Source organism: Bradyrhizobium tropiciagri (assembly GCF_001189845.1).
Lineage (GTDB): Bacteria > Pseudomonadota > Alphaproteobacteria > Rhizobiales > Xanthobacteraceae > Bradyrhizobium > Bradyrhizobium tropiciagri.
This window is the reverse complement of record NZ_LFLZ01000038.1, coordinates 1-23,555: the sequence shown is the minus strand read 5'-3', so window position 1 is coordinate 23,555 and position 23,555 is coordinate 1. Positions and strand designations below refer to the sequence as shown.

The following is a 23,555-nucleotide window of genomic DNA, read 5'->3' as shown; positions in this document are numbered from 1 at the left end:
GCTTGATTTGTTGGCTTGAGGAATCTTAGGCTCAGGCGGTCTTGCGCTGCCTCGCCGCCAACTGAGCGACGATCTCCTCCTCGACCTCGCGCAGTCGGTCCTTGCCGAAGAATATCTCCTCGCCAACGAAGAAGGTCGGCGAACCGAACGAGCCGCGTGCCACCGCATTGTTGGTGTTGTCGATCAGCTTCTTCTTCACCTCGTCCTGCTGGGCACGGGCGATGATGCGATCGATATCGAGGCCCGAGGACAGGAACGCTTCGCGGAACACCTGCGGATCGTCCATCTTCTTGGGCTCGGACCACATGTGGTGGTAGGCGGCGCGGAAATAGGGCTCGAACAACCCCTCGAAATCGGCGGCGACGACGCCGCGCATCAGCATCAAGGTGTTGACCGGGAAGAACGGGTTCGTCTTGAAGGACGTGATGTTGTGGCGGCGCAGGAAGCGCTCGGTCTCGAGCGCGTTGTATTCGGGCTTGTTCTTGATCCCGCGCAGGGACTCGCCGGGCGACATGTTGCCGGTGGCCTTGTAGACGCCGCCGAGCAGCACCGGGACGTAGTCGAACTTCACGCCGGTGCGCTTCTCGATCCCCGGCAGCGCGAGTTCGGCGAGATAGGCGTTGGGGCTTCCGAAATCGAAGTGAAATTCGACCTTGAGCGGAGCAGCCATGGAACGCCCTTCCCTTCGAGTGGCAGCAATCGCCTGTCGCTGCCGGTTGATCGTGACTCGGACCATAAGTTCTATTTTAGAACTGTCAATATGATATTTGTAATCCAATAGCTTGGTGCGAAGCATCCTATTGAAATGACGTAAGTTCTGATTTAGAATTTAATTCACGTGTCGTCGCAGACCGCTGGAGACGCTGATGAAATGGGATGCCCTCGAGGAGGAGCCGTGCTCGCTCGCCCGCACAGTCGCCGTGATCGGCGATCGCTGGAGCCTGTTGATCCTGCGCGAATGCTTCCTGCGCATCCGCAGGTTCGATGACTTCCAAGCATCGCTCGGCATCACCCGGCATCTGCTCGCCGACCGGCTGAAGAAGTTGGTGCGCTTCGGCGTGCTGCGCAAGATTCCCTATCAGGAGGCGCCGAAGCGCTACGAATACATCCTGACGCAGAAGGGGCTCGATCTCTATCCGATCATCATGTCGATCGTGCACTGGGGCAACATCCACATGGTCGACGCGCGCGGCCGGCCGTTGCTGCACGAACACAAGAGCTGCGGGAAGATGTTCGATCCCGTCATGGTCTGCTCGGAATGCGGCGAGCCGCTGAGCGCCAAGCACGTCCATGTGCATCCGGGCCCCGGCGTCCGGCGATCGTCGCCGCTGCACGCCAGCGCGCGGGAGCGCACCAAGAGGAACGCCGAGCAGGCCTAGATATTCTCTGTAGGGCCGGCGCCCCGCGCGGCCGATCGAGCCCGCTACTTGACCAGCGTCGCGCCGGTCTCCGGATGCTGCAGCCAGCCGAGCAGCGCCTCGTGGAAACGCGCCGGCGCCTGGATTTGCGGCGAATGACCGAGGTCGGGGAATTCGATCAGCTGGATATGCGGGATCCGCTTGGCGGCTTCCTTGCCCAGCACCGGATAATTGCCGAGCGTCTTGCGAATCTCGGCCGGCGCAGTGTCCTTGGCGATCGCGGTGGTGTCCTTGTCGCCGACGAATAGCAGCGTCGGCGGCTTGATCTGCTCGAACTCGTAGAACACCGGCTGGGTCGCGATCATGTCGTAGAGCCGCGCCGAGCTCGACGCCACGGCAGCGCGGCCCTCCCCGCGATACATGCCGGCCAGCATCTGCACCCAGGTCTCGTAGGACGGATCCCAGGTGTCGGCATAGTAAGTGGCGCGCTCATAGGCGCGGATGCTGTCGGCGGTGACGCGGGTCTCGCGCTGCACCCAGCCGTCGAGGCTGAGCCACGGCACGCCCTTGGCCTTCCAGTCTTCGAGCCCGATCGGATCGACCAGCACCAGGCGGTCGGTGGCGTCCGGATACATCAGCGCGTAGCGCATCGCGAGCATCCCGCCGGTCGAATGGCCGACCATGATCGAATGTTGGATCCCGAGCGAGGCCAGCAGCGCGCGGCTGTTGCCGGCGAGTTGCTGGAAGGTGAACTGGTAGCGTTCGGGCTTACTGGATTTGCAGAAGCCGATCTGGTCCAGCGCGATCACGCGATAGCCGGCGCCGCTGAGCGCCTTGATGGTGCCGTCCCAGGTCGCGGCGCAGAAATTCTTGCCGTGCAGCAGCACCGCGGTCTGGCCGTTCGGCGTCGCAGGCTTGACGTCGAGATAGGCCATGTCGAGCTCCTGCCCCTGCGAGCTGAAGCGATAGTGCTGCACCGGATAGGGATATTCGAAACCCTGCAACTCCGGCCCATAGGCTGGCTCGGCGGCCGATTGCGCCCACGCACCAGACGAACCGAACGCGACGGACGCAGCGATGGCAAGATAAGACAGGGTTTTCAGGTGCATCTCAGCAAATCCGGAAATCAGGGCCAATCTGATGATTGCCGTAGCCGAACGGCTGGACGCCATCCAGCATCCAGCGATGATTTATTCGTGATCCGGCCTCCCCGGGATCATGCTCTACGCCGGATCGAACGCGCGGATCGGCGGCAGATTGCCGTTGAAACGCTCCACCTCGACGGTCGTGAGCTGCCCGGTGCAGCCCTGCGCGAAAGACGACGTGCCGATATCGCGCGTCAGCACGTTCGGATTGCCGTGGACGCAGAGCGGCGCCTCGTCCTCGGGGTCCATCGGGTCGTACCAGGCGCCGGTCGGCAGCTGCACCACGCCGGGCGCGATGCCGTCGGTGACGTGCACCGCGGCAAGGCAGGCGCCGCGCACGTTGAAGATGCGGATAATGTCGCCGTCGGCGATGCCGCGCGCCGCGGCATCGCGCGGGTTCATGCGCGCGACCTCGCGGCCGCGATGCTTGGCCTCGAGCGAGTGCCCGCCGAAATCGAGCTGGCTGTGCAGGCGCGTCACCGGCTGGTTGGCGACCAGGAAGCACGGCGACTCTGATGTGGGCGTGTCGGTCTTCTCGAGCCAGACGGGATGGCCCGGGCAATCCGCATCGCCATGGTCCGCGATCTTCTGCGAGAAGATCTCGATGCGGCCGCTCGGCGTCGGCAGCGGCCGCGCGACCGGGTCTTCGCGGAAACGGCGCAGCGAGCCGCCGTCGTCGAGATGCTGCGGCACCACCAGGCTGCCGCGTTCCCAGAATTCCTCGAAGCTGGGCGCTTCGAGCCCGCGCGCGGCGAGCGCCTTGCGGGTCGGCTCGTAGAGATGCTCCAGCCACTCGCGCGACGTGCGCCCCTCGGTGAAGGGCTCGCGGGCCCCTAGCCGCTCGGCGAGATCGGCGAAGATGTCGTAGTCGTCGCGGGCGAGGCCGAACGGCTCGGCGATCCGGTGCATCGCGACCATCAGGGGATCGTTGCTGGAATAGCCGATGTCCTCGCGCTCCAGCGTCATGGTCGAGGGCAGCACGATGTCGGCGTGGCGGGCGGTGGCGGTCCAGGCGAGCTCGTGCACGACCAGCGTGTCGAGCCGCGCAAACGCCTTGCGCAGGCGGTTGAGATCCTGGTGGTGGTGGAACGGATTGCCGCCGGCCCAATAGACGAGGCGGATATCCGGATAGGTGCGCGTCTCGCCGTTGTAGCGATAGCTGGTGCCGGGATTGAGCAACATGTCGGCGATGCGCGCCACCGGAATGAAGTCGGCGACGCCGTTCTTGCCCTGCCCGAGCGTCGGCCCCGGCACGGCGTTGACGCGGCGCCCGTAATAGCCGATCGCGCCGAGCGAATAGGCGTAGCCGCCGCCGGGCAGGCCGATCTGGCCGAGCGCCGCCGCCAGCACCATGCCCATCCACACCGGCTGCTCGCCATGCTCAGCGCGCTGCAGCGAATGCGAGACGGTGATGAGCGCGCGCCGCCCGGCGAGCCGGCGTGCGAGCGCCTTGATCGTGCCGGCATCGATGCCGCAGATCGTAGCTGCCCATTCGGCGCGCTTCGGCACGCCATCGGCCTCACCGGTCAGATAGCGCAAGAACACCGGCCAGCCCTCGGTGTAGCGATCGAGGAAGGCCTGGTCGTGCAGGCCTTCGCTGACGAGCGTATGGACGATGCCGAGCATCAGCGCGGTATCGGTGCCGGGTACAGCCGTCAGCCATTCGGCGCCGGCCTCGACGGGCAGATCGTCGCGCAGCGGGCTGACCAGGATGAACTGGCAGCCGCGCCGCTGCGCGGCCTGCATCGCGCCGCGCTCGACATGCTTGCTGATCGAGCCGCCGGCGACCATCGAGTTCTTCAGCGCCATGCCGCCGAACGCCAGCACGATGTCGGTCTCATCAGCGATCTGCTCCCAGGTGACGTTGCGCTTGGTGATGTCCTCATAGCCGGTGAGGATCTGCGGCAGCAGCACCGAGGACGCGCCCGAGGAATAGGTGTTCACCGAGCGGACATAGCCGCCGAGCGCGATGTTGAGGAAGCGATGCACCTGGCTCTGCGCGTGATGGAAGCGGCCCGCGCTCGACCAGCCATAGGAGCCGCCGAACACCGCGCCGGGGCCGATCGTGTCGCGGATCCGCGAAAGCTCGCCGCCGAGCAGATCGAGCGCCTGCTCCCAGCTAACCGACACGAACTCGTCGCGGCCGCGGCGCTCGTCGGGCCCCGGCCCGCGCTCGAGCCAGCCGCGGCGGATCGTCGGCTGCGCGATACGCGCCTGGTGGCGCAGCGCGCCGGGAAAGTTGTTGATGATGCCGTTCGGATCGGGATCGCCGGCATAGGGCCGGACTTCGAGACCGGCCTGGCCGAGCCGCGCCGAGAACACGCCCCAATGCGAGGTGTGCGGCTTGAAACCATCGGACAGATCGAGGCCGGGATCGGGGTGGCCAATGGTCTCACTCATTCAGCAGCGTCCTCAGATGCGGGTCTCGAGCCCTGTCGCAACGATGTCGGCAGTATAACGATCCTCACCCCGATGTCTTCGGATTGTGGGTTGCGGGACGCGCAGGCGGCCACGCGCACGGCACCCGTGACCGCAGATGTCGCACCGCGCCTTGCCGGGATCATCGCTGCCGACGGTGGCGGAACTCGCCGCAATGGAGGCGCGCGGCCAAAAACTCGAAAACAACCCCATGCAAAGGAGCAGGCCCGCCGCGGCGTTCGAACGGCCCGCTTGACACGTCGGGCAAATCAGGGGCATATTTCCAATATTCCGAAATCGTGCAAGCGCCCCTACAGGCGCCCCCTCGCCCGCAGCAGCGGGCTCGCCGGCTGTGATCGCGGCCGGACATCCTCAACCCACATCGCCACCGCCGCCCGCAGCGAACGATCGCCTGCGCGCGCCGCGCGTTCCAGGGAACATCGACATGACCACTGCACCCGATCTCACCGTGCCGACGCTGGCCGCCGCACCCGGCGAGCCGCAAGCGGCCATACTCCCGCGCATCAGACTCTCGCGGCGCGGCTACGCCATCGACCACCCTGACCGGAAGCTCGGCGAGCAGCTGATGGCGAACGCGCTCGGGGCCGCCGATCGCGACGCGATGGACGGCATCCTCAGGCAATTGGTCAGGGCCAGCGTGAGCGGCGGCAAGCCCAGCGAGGTCAACCTCGCTTTCATGCTCTCGATGGTGAAGAGCATTCGCCCGCGGGATGCCGTCGAGGCCATGCTGGTGGCGCAGATGGTTTCGGTGCATGTGATGGCGATGCGCTGCGCCCAGCACCTCGCACATGCCGACGACCTCGCCCAGCACGACAGCGCCGCGCGCGCCCTCGGCCGGCTCGCCCGCACCTTTCCCGCCCAGATCGAGGCGCTGAACCGCTACCGCAGCCATGGCGAGCCCACCATCACCGTGCAGAACGTGAAGGTGGAGGACGGCGGCAACGCCATCGTCGGCAACGTCACCCAGCATGCGAACGTGATCGTCGCCGACAAGATCCCGGCACCCGCGGCGCGGGCGCCGAAAGCCGCGGGCGCCAGGCGCGCGCATGAGCCCGCCGATGCCGGGCAGGACGCCCGGGCATGAGCGCTCACATCGGCACGACCGGCGCGATGCTGGCGAGCCCGCGCTGCGGCGCCAGAACCCGCAGCGGCGGCGCGTGCCGTTCACCGGCGGTGCGCGGCAAGACGCGCTGCCGCATGCACGGCGGCGCAAAGGGATCCGGCGCGCCAAGGGCCAACCGGAACGCGCGCAAGCACGGCCTGTTCACTGGGGATGCGATCGCCGAGCGGCAGCAGATTCGGGAGTTGCTGGGGGAAGCGCGGCAGTTGCTGAAGGGAATGAGATTTAGACCATGACCGCGTCGTCCACTAGGTGGTGACTATCGCGACATCCACCTAGCTGGGTCCAAAAATCATGTAGAGCAGCATCGTCCCCACAACGGCTGTCCAGCCGATCGAAGCTGCAATGGCCCACACCTGTATCGGCATTGGAGGATCCCTCCGCAAATTCAATGAAGCAAAACGAAGAGGTCGCTGGCGCTGACAGCGACCTCCTGGACCCGATCTCAAATGAACATCTTGGAAATACAATCGCCGCCGAAGGTCCGTCATGACTAGAGAATGAATCCGCGGTCCGGTGAAGAGCAAACACGCCCGTTCCCCAGCGGAACAATTGCAACGTTGCGAGGGCGACACACTTCCCTCAGGGCTGAGCGAGCAATCCCTCGAACAGCCGGCTACGACGCCGGCGCGGCACGGCCACGACAGGCATGGGCCTGTTGCCGCGGCGGGATCATTTCCCATACCTTCCCGGTACAGTCAGCGCGCGTCGATTGCAAAATCCCGCGCATGCGCACGACATACGGCCGTGGGCGTCGCGTTCAGCGTGACGTGAGCACGCGTTTCACTCAGTGTGGAACTTGACGCCGACCCACCCGTCTTTGCGCCAAATCACATGGCACAACCAGGTCTTGCTCGGCGGAATGATGAGGGTGGTCTGCCCACACAGCGGCGCCGTCTTCTGTGATGTCCCGCACGGTACAGCACAGCGACAGGTCGTCAAACCTGATCAGGGCATCATCCAAAGACGGATTGCGCGCAGACTTGCGTCTGTCGGGAAGGATAAGGTCGCTCGGCACCGGCGTTCTTGCCCTCCGACGCAATCTTCTTGATGAACGCCTCCAGCTCCTCGTTCTCGTAGAGGTAGGAGACGATATCTGTTTGGGACGTCAGAGGCGTCTGCGTGACGATCCGGGGATTCCGGTCATCCAAAGCGATATCCTTGAGCGCAACGCTCTCGTACTTGAACTTCTCAAACATTCCGATGGCCCCTCCCGACGGCAATGAAGCACGAAGGGGCCAAAAGCTGCAACTGACGGTAGTCAATCGGTCCACAAGCACTTAGTCGGGTGCGAGCAAACGCTGGGATTCCAAAATCGGAGCGGTCGGCCCCCATACCTGGTGGGGCCGCAACCTAGTGCAAAGCACAGCGGACTGCAGAACGGCTGTACTCAGCGGAACTGGCGCGCCGCTTAGAATAGAACCGCGAACTTCTATTGCATTGAAATCGCAACGCAAATTCAAACTGGCTCTCTCACGAGCTTTACCGTTGATCCCCCTCGCCCTGCTCGCATCGATCAGCAACTTCGCGACCGTGAGTGCCGATTCCGCCCGGCCTCCTTCCGACTGTTGGCTCGTGCTGAGATGCCTTCGAAGCCCCGGCAAACGACATGACCCAACGCCTTGACGCACGACCGGTCGAGATAATAGATGATGACCGTCATACATTAAATCAGCCTCGAAGCCCCACCAGTTCGAGTCCCGGCCACGCCGGCAAGCGCCACAGGAGCACCATGCGTCGAATTGTTGTGACGGGCCTGGGGACGGTGTCCCCGCTGGGCTGTGGCACTGAACTGGTCTGGTCGCGGTTGCTGGCGGGGCATTCCGGGCTCCGGGCATTGCCGGAGTGGGCGATGAGCCTTCCGGCGCGGGTCGCAGGCCAGGTGCCTGACAAGGCCTCCGATGCCGAGGGCGGGTTCGATCCTGATCTGGCGGCGCCGCGCAAGGACCAGAAGAAGATGGACCGGTTCATCCTGTTCGCGCTGCTGGCGGCGGCGGAGGCCACAGCGCAGGCCGGCTGGATGCCGGCCGAGGCGCGGGCGCAAGAGCGCACCGCGACCGTGATCGCAACCGGGATCGGCGGGTTTCCCGCAATCGCGGACGCGGTGCGCACGGTGGAGAAGAGCGGCACGCGCCGCCTGTCGCCGTTCACCGTGCCCGCCTTCCTGGCCAATCTCGCGGCCGGGCACATCAGCATCCGCTATGGCTACAAGGGTGCGATCGGCGCGCCGGTGACCGCGTGCGCGGCGAGCGTTCAGGCGATCGGCGATGCCGCGCGCCTGATCAGGTCCGATGAGGCCGACGTCGCGATCTGCGGCGGCGCGGAGGCGTGCATCGATCCGGTGAGCCTTGGCGGCTTTGCTGCGGCGCGGGCGCTTTCGACGTCGTTCAACGATGAGCCGGCCCGGGCGTCGCGGCCGTTCGACCGCGACCGCGACGGTTTCGTGATGGGCGAAGGCGCTGGTGTCCTCGTGATCGAGGAGCTCGAGCATGCCTTGCGGCGCGGCGCGCAGCCGATCGCCGAGATCGTCGGCTACGGCACGACGGCGGACGCCTATCACATCACCGCGGGGCCGGAAGATGGCGACGGCGCCCGCCGCGCCATGGAGATCGCGCTGGCGCAGGCCGGCTTGCGCGCGAGCGAGATCCAGCATCTCAACGCGCATTCGACATCGACGCCGGTCGGCGATCTCGGCGAACTCGAGGCGATCAAGCGCGTGTTCGGGCGCGAGGGCGGGATTGTCGTCAGCGCGACCAAGTCGGCGACGGGCCATCTGCTTGGGGCTGCCGGCGGCGTCGAGGCGATCTTCACGATCCTGGCGCTGCGCGATCAGGTCGCGCCGCCGACGCTCAACCTGGAGAACGCCGATCCGGCCGCGCAGGGTATCGACCTCGTCGCGAACGTCGCGCGGCCGATGACGATCGAGCACGCGATCTCGAACGGCTTCGGATTTGGCGGCGTCAACGCCAGTCTCGTGTTTCGACGGTGGGCTTGAAGCGGCGGGCGGTTCACCTCTCCCCGGCGGGGAGAGGTCGATTTGCGAAGCAAATCGGGTGAGGGCCGCAGGTCTCACGAGGGACCGTCACCCCTCACCCGGCGCTGCGCGCGACCTCTCCCAAGGGAGAGGTGGACCTTCGACGCGGCTCAACTTGATGTCATTACGCTCCAAAGCGCGATGGGGTTGGCACCAGTTGCCGGCATGAGCGCAGCGACATGCGGGGACGCACCATTCCCCGGCATCGCAGGCTAGAGCACGATCCGGAAAAGTGCGAAGCGGTTTTCCGAAAAGATCATGCTTAAACAAGAATCCAAAGCGCGATGACGATTCAACCTGATCTCATCACGCTTTAGGGCCCGGATGGTCCGGTGTCGCTGGACCGGCGACGGGACCGCCGGGCGGAAAGCCGAGCCGCCGCCGAGGCTGCGATGGCCGCATGCGCCGGGCGGTGCTTCGCAAGGTTCTCCGACAGCGTCCTGCTCTGCTGGCGCAGCCGTTCGATCATGGTCCGGTCCTCCGGCCTGCGAGCGCGCACGCGGGAGATTGCCGGCGCGGCGCGCGGCGAAGGATCGGACGGCTCGGGCGGCAGCTCCGAAAGGCGCGAGGCGCTGGCGCAGAGCAGGAGAAACAGCGCGCGCTGCGCCTTGTATCGCGCTGCGGCCTGACTGCATTCCGAGCCGCACATGATGGCATGCCCGCCGGTGCCGCAGACGGCCCATTTCCACCTGCCGCGTCCGCGCCGCTTCAGCTCGATGTCGAACGCCGCGAAGCGCCCGTCGCCGGTCATGCCGCGAACCGCTCCGGCAAGCCGCCCTGGAGCTCGTCCAGCAGGCGCTGCTCGCGCTCGATCCGGCTTCGGTAAAGTTCGCGTTCCTTCTCGGTCGCAGCGCTCGCCAGCAGCAGGCGATAGTGGCCGATGACCTTCTCGCTGCCGCGGATCAGCAGGTCGCGGAGGTCGGTCATGACGACGCCTCCGCGCGCGACGTGGCGCTTGGGTCTTTCGGCAAGGTGAACGCGACGGGGAATGTTTCGGAAACCAGCGCCTCGACGGCGGCCTGCTCCTCCGACAGACGCCGTTCGATGAACCGGCGTTCGAGGTCGGACAGCCTCGTCTTCAGCAGGCGTCGATAGCGGTGGATGTTGTTGCGGTGGGTGCGGATGCGGGCGAGATCCTGATCGAACATCATCGTCACTCCAGACGGTCGTCGTTGTCCTTTTCGGTTTCGAAAAACCGGAAACGAATTCCGGTGCGAGACGAAAAACCGGAAACGAATTCCGGTGCGAGAAAATTTATTCAGGCCGCTCGCACTGTCAAGCGTTGCCGCTCGCGTTGCGCGCCAATCCTTCTTGCGCGCCAATCCTTAACGGCCCGCATCGCCTAGCGCCATGCTGCGGCGCAGTGTCCGTGTCATCCAAAAATCCGGCATCAAAAAAATCTGGCAAAATTCTCGGACCCTCTTGAATCGACCGGTGGTTTTTCTAAGTCATTTTTCGCCGCGAGAGCGGTGTGCCGGGCGCCTTGCAGGGCCCGGCGCGGGCGCCGGGCGGACGGTCTTGCGACCTTTCGTCTTGCGTTCCTTCGTAACCATCTTGCTCTTTGGAGGACTTGGTATGAGGACCACCTTCGACTTCGCGCCCCTGTGGCGCTCCACCATCGGCTTCGATCATCTGGCCAGCCTTGCCGACAGCGCGCTGCGCCAGGCGAGCGAGGACAACTACCCGCCCTACAACATCGAGCGCTCCGGCGAAGATCATTACCGGATCTCGCTTGCGGTGGCGGGTTTCGGCGCCGACGACATCACCGTCACCGCCGAGCAGAACGCGCTGACCATCGAGGGCAGGAAGCCCGAGAAGGCCGCCGGCGAATACCTGTACCAGGGCATCGCGGCGCGTCCGTTCCGGCGCGTGTTCAACCTCGCCGACTATGTCCAGGTCAAGCAGGCCTCGTTCAGGGACGGCCTGCTGATCATCGACCTGGTCCGCGAGGTCCCGGAGGCCATGAAGCCGCGCAGGATCAATATCGCGGCCGGCAACTCCGCCTCGCCGCAGATCGAGCAGAAGCAGGCGGCCTGACCGCGCGACCGAGGCGACGGTGGAACGCGGCGCGCCGATGCGCGTCCGCGCTCCCTCGCCCCATGCATGAAGGAGAGAAGACATCTGAAGGAGAAGAGCATGGCAATTCGTGATCTCGTTCCCTGGTCGAGAAACCAGGAGCTCGTACCCTCGCGCGGCAGCTATGATCCGTTCATGACGCTGCACCGCGAGATGAACCGGCTGTTCGACGACGCCTTCCGCGGCTTCGGCGCGCCAAGCCTGTCCCCCCTGATGGAAGGGCGGTTCGGTTGGCCGCAGCTCGAGGTCAGCGACACCGACAAGGCGCTGACGATCTCGGCCGAGCTTCCCGGCATGACGGAGAAGGACGTGCAGATCGAAATCGCAAACGGCGTCCTGGCCATCCGTGGCGAGAAGAAGGACGAGCGCAAGGACGAAGGCAAGCACTTCACCGAGCGCACCTACGGCGCCTTCGAGCGGCAGATTGCGCTTGATGGCGTCGAGGAGGACAAGGCGGAGGCCTCGTTCAAGAACGGCGTCCTGACGATCTCGCTGCCGAAGTCCGAAAACCCGCGGGCCGGCGTCAAGCGCATCGCCGTCAAGACCCAATAGTGCGACCACGGGCGGCGGCATCTGCCGCCGTCCGATCTGCGACAACAATCGTCCCCTTCGGAAAGGAGCGTAAAGGGAGGCAAGCAATGACCGACGCCAACACGAACTCCGGCAAACTCCATCCCCTGTTCCACCCGGCTGCGCACTACGCGTCGCCAGACGAGGTCCTGAACGACGAGGCGCTCTCCGTGCCCGAAAAGCGGATCATCCTGTCGTCATGGGCGTCCGACATGTTCGCGGTCGAATCCTGTCCCTCGCTGCGCGAGATCCCGGGCATGGATCATCCGATCCGGCTCGCCGACATTCTCGCGGCGCTGCGCCGCCTCGATGGCGAGGACGACGATCCGCCGCGGCCCGGCGGCGTCCCGATGCGGCTGCGGCGGCCTTGGGCCGCCGCGTTGCGAAGAACACAATGATGTTCACGCAAGCCGTTCTGAGCTTGGTGCTGCTCAGCAATTCGGCGGCGGCGTGGGTCGTGCCCCTTGTCGTCCTCATGAGCGGTCGTACCGCGCCCCGAACACGGTGAAAGTCGACGAGCAAGTCGCCCGCATGAGCGCCGCGACATGCGATGGCGGTCCACTCCCGGATATCGCGGAGCCTGTCATCGGGCGCGCCGGTCACCCGCCTTACGGCTTCGGCACGCTCGCATCGATCAGCAGCTTCGCCACCGCGAGCGCCGACTGCGCCGGCCCGTCTTCGGACTGTTGGCCGGTGCTGTAGATGCCTTCGATCAGCAGCAACAGCGCATCGCCGAGCACGGCGGGGTGACGCGCGCCCATGCTGCTTGCGAGTTCGCGCAGGCGCTTGCGGAGCACCTTCTTGTGCGCTTCGGCGACCTGCCGCGCGGGATTGTCGCGCGCCGGATATTCCACGGTGGCGTTGCTGAGGCCGCAGCCGCGATAGCCCTCGCGCACCGCGCGCGTCGACAGCACCCGGATGTAGGCGAGCACGTGCTCGCGCGGATCGCTGTATGACTTGCCGCCGGGGTTCTCGAACTTCTCCCAGAAATCGAGGTCATAGTCGCGCATATAGGCGGCGGCGAGTTCGTCCTTGGAGGCGAAGCTGCGATAGAGGCTCGGCTTGGTGACGCCGGCCCGCTCGACCACCTCGTCGACGCCGACGGCGCGGATGCCCTCGCGATAGAACAGCTCGCTTGCGGAGGCGCGGATGCGGTCGGCGGCCCTGGGGCCTTTTTCGTTCCGATGCGATCGGAACGGGGCTCCAGATTCTTGTTTTGACGCGTTTTCTCTACGCGAACCGGTAGCCACTTCGCTCGAAAACGCTTTGGCCGGGCGGTCCACTGACTGTTCGACGGCTTTCTTCATGATGGCTCTCCCGACCTTCCCTCAATCCTCTTGACAATGTTACTGACCGGTACGTATACACGCCGCATCGCAACACGTACCGGTCAGTAACATGCCTAGCACCACCGTTCAAGAAGCTCCCGTGCGCCGACCCCCGTTCGGCCAGAACTACGCGTTCGTCGTCGTCGCCGTGATCTTCCTGGCGCTGCTCGCCTCGGCCGGCTGCGTGCGACGCCGGGCGTCCTGATGCTGCCGCTGCAAGCGGCGTTCGGCTGGGACGTCGGCGTGATCTCGTCGTCAGCCGCGGTCGGCATCTTCCTCTACGGCCTCGCCGGCCCGTTCGCCGCGGCCGTGATGCAGCGCTTCGGCATCCGCCGCACGGTGCTCGGCGCGCTGCTGCTGATGTCGGCCTCGACCGGCGCGAGCTATTTCATGACCGCGCCGTGGCAATTGTTCATGAGCTGGGGGTTATTGTCCGGCATCGGCTCGGGCGCGGTCGCCAACGTGCTCGGCGCCACCATCGTCAATCGCTGGTTCACCACCAATCGCGGCCTCGTCATGGGGCTTTTGACCGCGTCGACCGCGACCGGCATGCTGATCTTCATGCCGGGCCTTGCGGCATTGGTGGCGTGGGGCGGCTGGAAGCCGGTGGTGCTGACGGTCGCCGCATGCTGCGCGGCGCTGATCCCGCTGGTGTATTTCCTGGTGCCGGAGCGGCCCGCCGCGGTCGGCCTGCGTTCGTTCGGCAGCGCGCATGACGATCATCCGGCGCCGCCCGCGCAAGGCAATCCGTTCGTCGCCGCGATCAGCAATCTGGTGCGCGCCGCGCAGACGCGCGCGTTCTGGTTCCTGTTCGCCACCTTCTTCATCTGCGGCTTCACCACCAATGGCCTGGTCGGCACCCACCTGATCGCGTTCTGCGGCGATCACGGCATCGTCGAGGTGCAGGCGGCGGGCCTGCTCGCGCTGATGGGGTTCTTCGACCTGTTCGGCACCACGCTGTCGGGCTGGCTCACCGACCGCTTCGATCCGCGCAAGCTGCTGTTCTTCTATTACGGGCTGCGCGGCCTGTCGCTGATCTACCTGCCCTATTCGGATTTCTCGCTGGTGAGCCTGTCGGTGTTCGCGGTGTTCTATGGTCTCGACTGGATCGCGACCGTGCCGCCGACCGTGCGCATCGCCAACGAGGCGTTCGGCGACAAGAACGCGCCCTTGGTGTTCGGCTGGGTCGTCGCCGGCCATCAGTTAGGTGCCGCCTGCGCCGCGTTCTTCGCCGGCTTCATGCGCTCGAGCCAGGGCGATTATCTGCAGGCCTTCATGATCGCGGGCCTGACCGGCATCATCGCTGCCGTGCTGTCGCTTTTGATCACGCGGCGGCCGGCGCAACCGGTGCTGGCTGCGGCGTGAAACCGGGCGGACGTCGGCGCTACAGCAATGTCTCTACAGGATGTCTTGGGGAAAATGGCGCGCCACTCAGGACAAAACTGCGAAGTCTTGTGTTATTGAATTCGCGATATGATCTTGAGCTGAGCCCAACCGTAGTGCCGCGTTCGGGAGCACTAATGGCCGGAGGAACGTCGATTCATGTCCTCCAAAAGCTCGCGCATTGCATCGAACTGCGTGCCAAAGCCCTTCCAGTCGCCGGACCGCAATCGTTCAACGGCCTGATTGTAGCGATCGAGCGCCTCCCTCGCCTGGCTCGTCGACGGGCCTGTGAGAGGCATGTCCTCATGCGCACCTGGGACCGGCCGCGCCGCGCCAGGCTCGACGAACAGAGCCGACAAGGCCTCGCCGAGCGTCTCCTTCATCACCACATGTTCGCCATAGGCCGCGATCACGCGTTTCAGCTCCGGCAAGTGCCCGTACTCCGCGCGCAAATAGAGCGGCGATACGTAAAGGATCGAATTCTCGATCGGAATCGCCAGCAAGTTCGCCCCACGTATCACCCGCGAGCCCATCTGATTCCACAACGTCAGCTGCTGCGATATCTCCGTGTTCTGATTGATCCGCGCCTCGATCTGGAACGGCCCGTAGACGAGCTTGTCCTTCGGGAATTCGTACACGATCAGCTTGCCGTAGTCGGGCGCGTCACAACGCGCCGCCAACCACGCGATCATGTTGTCGCGGCGGCTCGGCACCATGGGAACCATGAGGAAGAACTCGGCCCGCGCCTCGCCGGGCAGCCGCATGATGATGTAATATGGGCTCATTACCGAGGTGCCGCCGCCGCTGCCCGGCTGGCGCGGGAATTGCCAGAGATCCTCGCGATTGTAGAACACTTCGGCGGCCTCCATGTGGTAGGTCTGGAACAGCCGCGCCTGGATCAGGAACAGGTCCTCCGGATATCGAATGTGCTTCTGCAAGTCCGCAGGCATCGCCGCGAACGGCTTGAACAGGCGCGGAAAGATGCGCGCGTAGGTCGCCGCAATCGGGTCCTTGGGATCCATCAAATAGAAATCGACGGTCCCGTGATAGGCATCGATGATGACCTTCACCGAATTCCTGATGTAGTTGAGATCGAAATCCTGCACAGGCGGCGCCGACGGAAAATAGGAACTCGTCGTATACGCGTCCTGTATCCAGAACATCCGCCCGCCGCTGATCACCAGATAGGGATCATGATCGAGCATGAGGAACGGCGCGATCGCGGGTACCCGCTCCCGAATATTGCGCCAGATCATGATCCGGCTCTCCGGCGTGATGTAGGTCGAGAGCAAAAGGTTCGGATCGTTCAAGTAGTACGCGAACAGCGTTCGCCGTGCCACTGAGCCGATCGGAATCCCGCCAGCGCCCTCATACTCCGCGTAGACGTTGTCTTTGCCTTTCGGATAATCGAACTCCGGCGCACCTCCCTTGACAATGACGTAGTCGTCGCTCTCCTCGCCGAAATAAATGCGCGGCTCGACGATCCTGGGGCCTCCGTCCGCAACCGGCGGAATGTCCCGCAAATAGAACAGCGGCAGACCCTCGGTGCTCTTGCGGGTGACCGGGCTCATCACCGCGCCATTGCCGTGGGTGAACAGCACGTGGCGGTTGACCCATGTCTGCGCATTTGGCGGCAGGAGCGAGGAGCGCAGCTCGCGCGCCGAGAGCATCACACTCTGGTAGGAATCGTCGAGCCAGTAGCGGTCGACGTCGAGATCGTGGAATCTGTAGTAGGTGCGGATCTCCTGCAACTGCGCGTAGGTATCCGACAGGGGCAGCCAGTCCCACAGCCTGATATTGTCGATTGTCGCCTTGTTGGCGTCGAGCGTCTTGAGGGTAAGCTTCTGTTCGGCGGCAAAGGGCTTGGCTACGATCTTGTCGAGATCGTACGCCTGCCGGGTGAGCGCGATATTGCGTTCGATGTAGGGCTTCTCCAGCTCCAGCTCGCTTGGCTTGACGAAGAATTGCCGGAACAGGGCGGGGACGACGCCGGACAATGCCGGGGCGCCGATGACGAAGAGCATGACCGCCGCCGCCGGAAGCCGGTAGCCGCGCGTCCGCAGGTTTGCCCACGCGACGAGCGCCGCGGTGATCGAGAGGGCGATCATGAGCCACAGGGCCGGCAACCCCACATGCACATCGGTGTAGCTTGCGCCGACGACAACGCCGTTGTCGCCGTAGAGCAGCAGATAGCGGTCGAGAACATAGGACCAGGCCTTCACCGCGAAGAGAAGGCCGAGCAATGCCGAACCGTGGGCGATCGCCATGGGCGACATCGACCGGTGATGAACGTCGTATTCGATATCGCCGCGAGCCCAATAGATCGCTGCGGCGAACAGCGCGCTCAGGACCAGGGTGAGCAGGATCCAGTTCTTGATCAGGACATAGGCGGGCAGCGAGAACAGGTAGAAGCCGAGGTCCTTGTTGAAGAGCGGATCGTCTGCGCCATAGGGCGCCTGATAGAGATACCTCAGGAAGATGCCCCAATGGCCGACTTCGGCCGCCGCGACGAGCAGCGCGAGCAAGGCTGCCCCGCCTGCGACGATCGCGGGCCACGGCAGTCGATCCAACAGCTGCGCAAACGGATCCGGCGGCGCGCTGCCCGCGACCTGCCAGACGGGCGCCGCGGCAACCTGTGTCGACCGCTTGCCGGCTAAACGCAGCGCGAGACACCCGTTCACCCCGAGGATGAGAGCCGTTCCCGTCCAGGCCGCAGCAAAGGTAGCCACCTTGGCGCCGATGGTTGTCCAGAAGATTTGCAAATAGCCGACCGACGAAAACCACAGCCAGTCGACCAGGAAATCGCTCGCGAGCGCGAGCAGGATCAAGCAGATCACAATGGCAATGGTCGCAAGGATGAGCCTGACCACGCCAGTTTGTCGTGGGGCCTTCCGTTCGGGTCCGGTAATCCCGATCGTCATGCCGCAATCATAGCGGAAAGCAGGGCCGTCTGCCCGCCTGATTGGGACCGGGATTCCACGGAGTGCAAAACAGCCCGCGCGAAATCACGCTCCCGCGACGAAGCCGCTTCGGGACAAGGCTATGGAATGGCGCGGCTTTGGCGCGCCATTCAGAATAAAACTACGAACTCGTATGTGATTGAGATTCCGACATAATCCAGCAAATGGCGGTTGGCCAAGTCCTGGCACCACCCGACATGCGGGCTTGTATGGGGTTAACCAAGCCTGGCGCGGCCACCCAATGCGGTGAGAAGTGGCTCAAGCTGGTCCTCATAGACCCGCCAACGTCCGACTGCGCTCCGATAAATGGGCTTGCGGACCTGCGTCGCGCTCGCGGTGCGGACCGGACGCTCGGTTCTGTGAAACGACAGGCAGCGGTCATCCCAAGGCAAGCCGCAATGGGCGATGATGCGCCGCGCCTGGCTCTCCAGATCACCCACCACGTCTTCATAACGGACGTCCAGGACGCTGCCGGCCGGCAGGACGCGGCACCAATGCGCCATCAGCCGCTCGTAGCGCCGGTAATAGCGGCCGAGTTCGCCGAGATCGTAGGTATGGTTTTGCTCGGCGGAAAACAGCTTGGAAAAGCACGACACACAGGTGTCGACCGGATCGCGCACGGCGTGAATGATCTTCGCTTGCGGTAGCGCCAAATGAATAAGCCCGAGGAAATAATAGTTCGACGGCATCTTGTCGGTGACGCGCTGTACGGTTGTACTTGCCTCTCGCCGCGCAATCTCGCCGAGCCGCGCGACATAATCTCTTCCGATTTGCCGCAAGGCGGCCTCATCCAGCGCAGGCACGAATTCCGGATATGGGATCGTACAGCCGTCCGTCCCGCGGACGGTACGAACGACGTCATGGAGGGTCTGCAGCTCGCCGGCGCCGTGCACCATGGGATGGCTGGCGATGATCTGTTCGATCAACGTCGTGCCCGAACGCGGCATGCCGACGACAAAGATCGGCACCTGTGAAAGATCGCCGCCGCCGGACTTCGCTTCGATCATGTCCGGAACGAAAATACGCTCGATGTGATCAAACAGCGCGAAGGCCGCCGTCTCGTCATAGCCAATCGTCGCGCGCTTGGCCGCATTGCCGGCATGCAAATGCCGGAACGAACGCGGGTAGTCTTGAAGGTCCGCATAGGCTTTGCCGAGCGCGAAGTCGATCTGCATGCGATCGGTCTTCGATAGGCGCTCGCTCTTCGCTGCAAGCGCTTCCATGGCGACAAGATGCGGGTCGCCGGCGACGAATTTCCTGGAGTCGGCAAGATTGACATAGACGCTCGCGACGGCCGGATCGAGCCGCAGCGCCTCGAGATAAGCGTTCTCCGCTTCGTCCAATCGGCCCAGCTCCTTCAGCACGTTGCCCATGTTGTTATAGGCGTCCGCCAGATCCGGCTTGAGCGCGAGTGCGCGCTGATGAGAGGCGAGCGCGCCATCGAGGTCGCCGCGCTCGAACGCGATCCGTCCCATCAGATTGACGGCGTCGTGATTGTTCATATTGAGCGAGAGCGCCCGGCTGGCCGCCACTTCCGCCTCATCCACTTTCTTCTGGTCGAGCAGCACAGTGCCGTAGTGCAGATGAATCTTGTCACTGTTCTGCTCGATGACGAGCGCGCGGCGCAACAGCTCGGCGGCTTCGTCGAGCCGCTCGAGATCCTTCACCGCAAGCGCCAGATTATCGAGCGTATCGGCACTGTTGGGCGCAATCTCGAGCGCCTTGCGGTAAACCGTCTCGGCCTCTTCGGCGCGCTTGAGCTCACGCAGGCAGGTACCGAGATTGTTCCAGCCGTCGGCGAAGTCCGGTTGCAATTCGACGGCGCGGCGATAGGACGGCTCCGCCTCGGCAAAGCGTTTCAATCGCTGCAGGGCGTTACCGCGATTGCTGTGAGCTTGCACGAAATGGGCCTGCAGCGCGATGGCGCGTTCGTGCAACGAGAGCGCCTCCTCGAACTTGCCCTGATCGAACAGCGCGATGCCGAGATTGCTGTGGGCGCCGGCATTGCCCGGATCAAGCGCGATGGCGCGGCGGCTCGCCGCAATGGCTTCGTCGACGCGGCCGGCAAGTCGGCACATTTCACCGAGATTGGCGTGATAGAGCGCAACATTCGGATTGATCGCTATCGCTTGCTGTACGTGTTACGATGGCATCGGACAATTTGCCGGACTGGTGCGCAATGATGCCGAGCATGTGGGCAGCCTCGGCATTGTCGGGCTCGGCTTCAATCGCGCGGCGCGTCAACTCGTCTGCATCGGCCAGGAATCCGTTGCGGCGCTTCTGTTCGGCGACAATGAGCGCCTGGCCGGGCGGCATTGCCGTCACCGGCGCAGTGATTGGCTCCGCAACCTGCGCAGCTTCCGCCGCCATGATCGCCGCGGCATGCGCGGCGCGGCGCACGCCTTCGGCCTTGAACGGCGTGAGCCGCGCGAGGTCGCCCTGCACGACAGCCGCAAGATCCTCGACGATGCGCGGCACGATATCGGCCCAGCTCTCGCCGCGCTTTTGCCGAAACAGGCGCATGGTCGGATACCAGGGATTGTCCTCGCGATTGAGCATCCAGCGCCAATCACTCACCCAGGGCAGCAACACCCAGACAGGCTTGCCGAGCGCGCCGGCAAGGTGCGCAACCGATGTGTCGACCGTGATGACGAGGTCGAGCGCATCGACCGCGCCAGCCGTATCGGCAAAATCCTCAAATCGCGCGCCGAGATCCTCGATCGCGGGCTTGCCCTTTCGCTTCTTCAGATCAGCCGTACGCGGCCCAAACTGCAGGCTCGCGAATGAAGCGCCCTGCACTTCGAACAGCGCCGCCAGGACTTCTAGATCAAGGGAGCGGCGGCTGTCGTTGACGTGTTCGGGATTGCCGGCCCACACCAGGCCGACCTTGAGGCCTCGCATCTTGGCAAGGTGCTTGCCCCAGCGTTGCGCGGCATCGGCAGGCGCGCGCAGATAACGCACGTCGCCAGGAATGGATTCAAGCCGGGTCCTGAACAGCCGCGGCAGGCTGAGCAGCACGGCATCGCATTGATACGGCGCCGGATTGCCGCGATCGCCGAGCACGGTGATGCCTGGCAGGCTCTCGCGGAAAAGCGTCACCAGCTGCTGATGCACGCGCAAGGTGACGCGGCTCGCGCGCCGGGCAAGCGGCGGGATGTAACGCGCGAATTGCAGCGTATCGCCGAAACCCTGTTCGGCTTGAACATAGATGTGCTTGCCGGCAAGGCTGCCGCCTGCCCAGGGAATTTCCGGAAAACGCGGCCCCTTGCGTTCGGTCGAGCGAAGCCGCCATTCATATTCGTCAAGACCCTCGCCGAATTCGCCGCGCATGAGCAGGAGAATGCCGAGGCCGGAACGGGCATTGGCGTGATGCGGCGTCAGCGCGATCGCGCGGCGCAGCGCGGCAATGCCTTCGTCGAAGCTGCCGCTGTGATGCAGCGTCGTGCCGTAATTGGCCCAGCCGTCGGCATAATCCGGCTTGAGCTCGACGGCGCGGCGAAAAGCGGCGATCGCCTCGTCGAATTTCCGCAGAGCGTGGAGCGCATTGCCGAGATTGCCGTGGGCTTCGGCGAAGTCCGGCGCGGCCGCGATTGCCTTACGTTGTGCGCGCGCCGCCTCTTCGTAGTCTTTCAGCTCGTAGAGCGCGACGCCGAGATTGCTCAGCGCCGCCGGCAGATCCGGCTCGATGGCAAGCGCACGCCGTGCCTCGTCAACGGCGAGCTTGGGCCGCCCGGCAAGGCGAAGCATCTCGCCGAGATTGGCGTGAAACACCGCGATCTGCGACGCGAGCTTGGTCGCGCGCTGCACATGCTGGATAGCTTCGGCAAGCTTGCGTTTTGATGCGCGATGACGCCGAGGAGGTGTTCGGCTTCCGGCGTGTTCGGCTGCACCTGGAGGATCTGACGGCACACCGCCTCGGCTTCGATCAGCCGGCCGTCGTTGCGGCAGCGCTCGGCGTATTGCAATGCCTCACCGAGCGGCATGAACGCCGGTTGTGTCTGCCCGCCCATATTGTTCATTGCCTGGATGCACCGCCGTCTTAAGCCGCCTCACCACGAATAGCGCAGCGTCCCCGTCCCGCCATAGGTTTGCGCGCCGGCGCCGAAATCGCCGTCGAATTTGACGATCGCGGTCCAGCTCTGTGTGATGTGCAATTCGGCGGCGGCGGTCGTCAGCGCGGAGTCCTTCGGCGGCGCCGCGCCGTTCACCGTGAAATTCGAGCCGGGCAAGGCCTGGAAAGCGGCGTTCAACGCCGTCGCATTCGTGTACCAATCGTGCGCCCAGGCGAAGCGGCCGCGCAGCACCAGCGGCATGCCGTTGACGACTTGCAGATTGTCGAAGCGCATGCCGAGCTCACTGCGCGTGTCGGTCGCGTTCGCCGACGCATAAGACAATCCGAAGCCACCGCCGGTGAGATCGGTTTCGCTGTAGCTCGGCGTGCGGAAGCCTTGCGCCTGCAATGCGGCGTAAGGTGTCACGCCAATGATAGCGCCGGTGACCGGCACGGCATAGCGATAGCCGACTTCGCCGCGCGCCGCGTAGCTCTGGCCCGTGAACGTCGCGCGCAACTGATCGCCGAGCGCGATGCGATCCGTGGTGAACCAGTGATTGGCGAAGGCCAGCGCACCGGACAGATAGAGCGGCCCCCAATGCGTCTTGGTGTAGAGGCCGGCCTGGAAGGCGTCGCTGCGTCCAGAGCCGAGCGCCTGCGCGAGCGTCCAATTGGTGCCGCCGCCGGCAAGGCCGAAGCCGTAGACCGTGTCCGGCGTGAGGTGCCGCTCCATGCCGGCCGCGAAGCCGTAATCGCTCGCCGTGACATTATTGGGGCCGATCGCCACATTGCCATCGGTATGGCTCGCGCCACCGAAAGCCGCGCCCCACACCGTCCAGCGCGGATCGAAGCTCTGCGGCGCATTGGATTGCGGCGCCTTCAGCGCCTTGGCGTAAGCGAGCGCCACATCTGCCGGCAAGGTCGTGTCCTGCTCCGGCGCAAATCTTGCGGCGCCGCCACCGCCGCTGATGCCGCCGCCGCCCGCCGTCGGATCGAGCATCAGCTCCAGGAAATGCGTCATCAGCTGATCGGCACCCTTGCCCGCTGCGGTCGCCGCTTCGCCGGAGAGCTGGGTCAGCCCATATTGCAATTGCGCCGGAGAAAGATTGAACAGATTGGCAAAGCCCGCCGGCGGCGTAACGCCGCTCTGGATCGCGGCGTCGATCGCGGTGGCGACATTGACGACATTGACGGGCGGATTGGGTGGCAACAGCGGCAGCAGCGAGTTGTATCTGACCGTCAGATCGACGTCGTCGCCGGTATAGCTGAGCACGCCTCTGTAGATGCCGAAAACGACGTCCTGGTTGGTGAACGTTCCGATCACGCCGCCGCTGGCGGCAAGCACCGTATAGGTAGAGTTGACAACGGGCATGCTGCCGCCGGCGACGGCGAAGCGCGCGCCGCTCGCGATCGTCGCCGTCCCGGACACGTTGGCGCGGCCCGCCGCCGCGCCGTTGAGCGTCACCATGTAGACCGCCGCCGACTGCAGCGTGAGGCTGCCATTGATCGTCATCGACGTGCCGGGCGCCAGCGTGCCGCCGGCATTGACGTTGACCGCGTTGAACGTGCCGGTGCCGGTGAGCGTGCCGCCGTCGACGTTCCAGGCCTGGGACTGGCCGAAGACGCCGGTCGCCGTCCACACGCCGCCCACCACGTTGAAGGCGGTGAAGCCGGTATATTGCGTGCCGATATTCGACAGGTTGAAAGCGCCGCTGCCGGTGCCGCCGAGCTGAAACGTGTCGCTGCCCTGGCCCTTGACGAGGCCGGTGATGTTGTAGCCCGGCCCCAGCGTAAAACTGTTGCCGGCGGCATTGCCTGACAGATCCACCGCCGTGCCGCTCGTCCCGACGATGACGCCGGAATCGAAAACGGCGACCGGGCTTGCGCTGCTGACCGAGATGCCGGTGGCGGCCGAGATCGTGCCGCTATTGGTGATCCCGTCAGCGAAGGCCATGACATGGTCGACCTTGATGCCGGTGCCGCCGGCCAAGATCGTACCGGAATTGCTGATGCCGCCGCTAAAGGTCGAGATCGTCATCGACGCACCAAAGAAGGCGTCGCCGCCGACCCAAATGCCGTTGCCGCCCAACC

20 protein-coding genes and 2 pseudogenes are annotated in these 23,555 nt (G+C 64.7%); 9 read left to right on the top strand and 13 right to left on the bottom strand.

Annotated features, from left to right (window positions below; translation table 11 throughout):
- Positions 1-31 precede the first annotated feature (31 nt).
- Positions 32-670 (bottom strand): 2-hydroxychromene-2-carboxylate isomerase, encoded by a 639-nt coding sequence (locus AKN84_RS26575; RefSeq protein ID WP_050423528.1) that lies wholly within the window; start codon positions 668-670, stop codon positions 32-34.
- Positions 671-866: 196 nt separating this feature from the next.
- Here AKN84_RS26575 and AKN84_RS26570 point away from each other — a divergent pair, with 196 nt between their 5' ends.
- On the top strand, positions 867-1,379 hold the full coding sequence (locus AKN84_RS26570) for a winged helix-turn-helix transcriptional regulator (protein WP_050423527.1): 513 nt from the start codon (positions 867-869) through the stop codon (positions 1,377-1,379).
- 44 nt (positions 1,380-1,423) lie between these two features.
- Here the strand turns inward: AKN84_RS26570 and AKN84_RS26565 are convergent, their stop codons facing one another.
- Together AKN84_RS26565 and AKN84_RS26560 are read right to left on the bottom strand one after the other, a co-directional pair.
- Entirely contained in the window at positions 1,424-2,467 is a 1,044-nt protein-coding gene (locus AKN84_RS26565) for an alpha/beta fold hydrolase (RefSeq protein ID WP_050423526.1), read from the bottom strand.
- A gap of 114 nt (positions 2,468-2,581) precedes the next feature.
- Positions 2,582-4,903, bottom strand: a complete 2,322-nt coding sequence (locus AKN84_RS26560; RefSeq protein WP_050423525.1) for a molybdopterin guanine dinucleotide-containing S/N-oxide reductase — start codon at positions 4,901-4,903, stop codon at positions 2,582-2,584.
- Between the two features lie 463 nt (positions 4,904-5,366).
- Here AKN84_RS26560 and AKN84_RS26555 point away from each other — a divergent pair, with 463 nt between their 5' ends.
- Both AKN84_RS26555 and AKN84_RS26550 read left to right on the top strand, forming a co-directional pair.
- The gene (locus tag AKN84_RS26555) at positions 5,367-6,026 is read left to right on the top strand and encodes a hypothetical protein (RefSeq protein WP_050423524.1); all 660 of its coding nucleotides are present in this window, start codon (positions 5,367-5,369) and stop codon (positions 6,024-6,026) included.
- Positions 6,023-6,298, top strand: coding sequence for an HGGxSTG domain-containing protein (locus AKN84_RS26550; protein WP_050423523.1), 276 nt, complete (start codon positions 6,023-6,025; stop codon positions 6,296-6,298). Before AKN84_RS26555 ends, AKN84_RS26550 begins: the two co-directional genes overlap by 4 nt.
- A gap of 720 nt (positions 6,299-7,018) precedes the next feature.
- Here the strand turns inward: AKN84_RS26550 and AKN84_RS26545 are convergent.
- Positions 7,019-7,261 carry a hypothetical protein gene (locus tag AKN84_RS26545; protein WP_050423522.1) on the bottom strand — a complete coding sequence of 81 codons (243 nt, stop codon included), beginning with the start codon at positions 7,259-7,261 and terminating at the stop codon, positions 7,019-7,021.
- Positions 7,262-7,794: 533 nt separating this feature from the next.
- Here AKN84_RS26545 and fabF point away from each other — a divergent pair.
- Positions 7,795-9,057, top strand: coding sequence for a beta-ketoacyl-ACP synthase II (gene fabF / locus AKN84_RS26540; RefSeq protein ID WP_050423521.1), 1,263 nt, complete (start codon positions 7,795-7,797; stop codon positions 9,055-9,057).
- Positions 9,058-9,409: 352 nt separating this feature from the next.
- On the opposite strand, the gene AKN84_RS26535 is transcribed toward fabF, so the two are convergent.
- From AKN84_RS26535 to AKN84_RS26525, 3 genes are read right to left on the bottom strand one after another with little or no spacing between them, the layout of a single operon-like run.
- Positions 9,410-9,847 (bottom strand): hypothetical protein, encoded by a 438-nt coding sequence (locus AKN84_RS26535; protein ID WP_050423520.1) that lies wholly within the window; start codon positions 9,845-9,847, stop codon positions 9,410-9,412.
- Positions 9,844-10,023 carry a hypothetical protein gene (locus AKN84_RS26530; protein WP_050423519.1) on the bottom strand — a complete coding sequence of 60 codons (180 nt, stop codon included), beginning with the start codon at positions 10,021-10,023 and terminating at the stop codon, positions 9,844-9,846. Before AKN84_RS26530 ends, AKN84_RS26535 begins: the two co-directional genes overlap by 4 nt.
- Positions 10,020-10,244 carry a hypothetical protein gene (locus AKN84_RS26525; RefSeq protein ID WP_050423575.1) on the bottom strand — a complete coding sequence of 75 codons (225 nt, stop codon included), beginning with the start codon at positions 10,242-10,244 and terminating at the stop codon, positions 10,020-10,022. Before AKN84_RS26525 ends, AKN84_RS26530 begins: the two co-directional genes overlap by 4 nt.
- Before the next feature lie 427 nt (positions 10,245-10,671).
- Between AKN84_RS26525 and AKN84_RS26520 the strand changes: the two genes are divergently transcribed.
- The 3 genes from AKN84_RS26520 to AKN84_RS26510 all read left to right on the top strand — a co-directional run bounded on the left by AKN84_RS26520 (position 10,672) and on the right by AKN84_RS26510 (position 12,140).
- A complete protein-coding gene (locus AKN84_RS26520; protein ID WP_050423518.1) occupies positions 10,672-11,133 on the top strand; it encodes an Hsp20 family protein in 462 nt (153 codons plus the stop codon).
- Positions 11,134-11,232: 99 nt separating this feature from the next.
- Positions 11,233-11,724, top strand: coding sequence for an Hsp20/alpha crystallin family protein (locus AKN84_RS26515; RefSeq protein ID WP_050423517.1), 492 nt, complete (start codon positions 11,233-11,235; stop codon positions 11,722-11,724).
- A gap of 86 nt (positions 11,725-11,810) precedes the next feature.
- Complete coding sequence (locus AKN84_RS26510) at positions 11,811-12,140, top strand: hypothetical protein (RefSeq protein WP_050423516.1); 330 nt, start codon at positions 11,811-11,813, stop codon at positions 12,138-12,140.
- Positions 12,141-12,350: 210 nt separating this feature from the next.
- Here the strand turns inward: AKN84_RS26510 and AKN84_RS26505 are convergent, their stop codons facing one another.
- Positions 12,351-13,049 (bottom strand): TetR/AcrR family transcriptional regulator, encoded by a 699-nt coding sequence (locus AKN84_RS26505; protein WP_128971187.1) that lies wholly within the window; start codon positions 13,047-13,049, stop codon positions 12,351-12,353.
- Between the two features lie 91 nt (positions 13,050-13,140).
- Between AKN84_RS26505 and AKN84_RS26500 the strand changes: the two are divergent.
- Positions 13,141-14,435 (top strand): annotated as a pseudogene (locus AKN84_RS26500) (MFS transporter).
- Positions 14,436-14,587: 152 nt separating this feature from the next.
- Here the strand turns inward: AKN84_RS26500 and AKN84_RS26495 are convergent.
- The 4 genes and pseudogenes from AKN84_RS26495 to AKN84_RS26485 all read right to left on the bottom strand — a co-directional run bounded on the left by AKN84_RS26495 (position 14,588) and on the right by AKN84_RS26485 (position 21,322).
- Positions 14,588-17,374, bottom strand: a complete 2,787-nt coding sequence (locus tag AKN84_RS26495) for a UPF0182 family membrane protein (RefSeq protein ID WP_050423515.1) — start codon at positions 17,372-17,374, stop codon at positions 14,588-14,590.
- Positions 17,375-17,628: 254 nt separating this feature from the next.
- On the bottom strand, positions 17,629-19,041 hold the full coding sequence (locus AKN84_RS26490; RefSeq protein ID WP_128971186.1) for a tetratricopeptide repeat-containing sulfotransferase family protein: 1,413 nt from the start codon (positions 19,039-19,041) through the stop codon (positions 17,629-17,631).
- Positions 19,042-19,062: 21 nt separating this feature from the next.
- Positions 19,063-19,491, bottom strand: a pseudogene (locus AKN84_RS50780) (tetratricopeptide repeat protein); the annotation flags it as partial.
- 1 nt (position 19,492) lies between these two features.
- The gene (locus AKN84_RS26485) at positions 19,493-21,322 is read right to left on the bottom strand and encodes a tetratricopeptide repeat protein (RefSeq protein ID WP_430649932.1); all 1,830 of its coding nucleotides are present in this window, start codon (positions 21,320-21,322) and stop codon (positions 19,493-19,495) included.
- Between AKN84_RS26485 and AKN84_RS26480 the strand changes: the two genes are divergently transcribed.
- Positions 21,253-21,456 carry a hypothetical protein gene (locus tag AKN84_RS26480; protein WP_050423512.1) on the top strand — a complete coding sequence of 68 codons (204 nt, stop codon included), beginning with the start codon at positions 21,253-21,255 and terminating at the stop codon, positions 21,454-21,456. The genes AKN84_RS26485 and AKN84_RS26480 overlap by 70 nt on opposite strands.
- 6 nt (positions 21,457-21,462) lie before the next feature.
- Here the strand turns inward: AKN84_RS26480 and AKN84_RS26475 are convergent.
- Positions 21,463-23,555 (bottom strand): autotransporter outer membrane beta-barrel domain-containing protein (locus AKN84_RS26475; protein WP_157863339.1); only part of this gene is annotated, 2,093 nt, incomplete at its 5' end.